The sequence below is a fragment of the Yersinia sp. 2542 StPb PI genome, from assembly GCF_048593855.1.
Lineage (GTDB): Bacteria > Pseudomonadota > Gammaproteobacteria > Enterobacterales > Enterobacteriaceae > Yersinia > Yersinia enterocolitica_E.
The window spans coordinates 1-605 of record NZ_JAZGQA010000480.1; the positions used below are offsets into that span (position 1 = coordinate 1).

Below are 605 nucleotides of genomic sequence, written 5' to 3' on the forward strand. Positions count from 1 at the left end.
TAATACTCAAAATAAATAAGCCTTGCTATTAATATCTCAGCATGCGTTAATAGCTTCATCGGTTTGTAGCACAGACCTATTTATGTAAGCCATTTAAGTAAAGCAGTTCCTAGTTAAAGCGATATTTTTTAGACATCACTTCTCCGACGAATTTCCTTCTTTAGTGCCCCCATAAGTAACTCTTGATCAGCAGACCACAATTGCCACGTTTTGGCACAAATAATGAAGGAAATATCTCTATGTCTAATAAAATGACTGGTTTAGTAAAATGGTTTGACGCTGGTAAAGGTTTTGGTTTTATTTCTCCTGCTGACGGTAGCAAAGATGTATTCGTACATTTCTCTGCAATCCAGGGCACTGATTACAAAACTCTTGATGAAGGCCAGAACGTAGAGTTCAGCATCGAGCAAGGCCAGAAAGGCCCTTCAGCTGTAAACGTAGTAGCACTGTAATTTACACTGCTATCTATCACGTTTAGCTGTAATTAAATCTGGCTCAGGTCAGATTTTTTTTGGTAAACGCATTGTTGGTAAAAAGTATTGCTGGAAAGTTGCGATAGCGATGATGGCCTAAGCCGGAGCAGACAATAATATCCTCAATAATAT

At 38.3% G+C, this 605-nt stretch carries 1 protein-coding gene; it reads left to right on the forward strand.

Annotation, left to right across the window (positions count from 1 at the left end):
• Positions 1-239 precede the first annotated feature (239 nt).
• Positions 240-452 (forward strand): cold shock domain-containing protein, encoded by a 213-nt coding sequence (cspE, locus tag V1952_RS22390; protein ID WP_005275958.1) that lies wholly within the window; start codon positions 240-242, stop codon positions 450-452.
• The last annotated feature ends 153 nt before the right edge of the window (positions 453-605 follow it).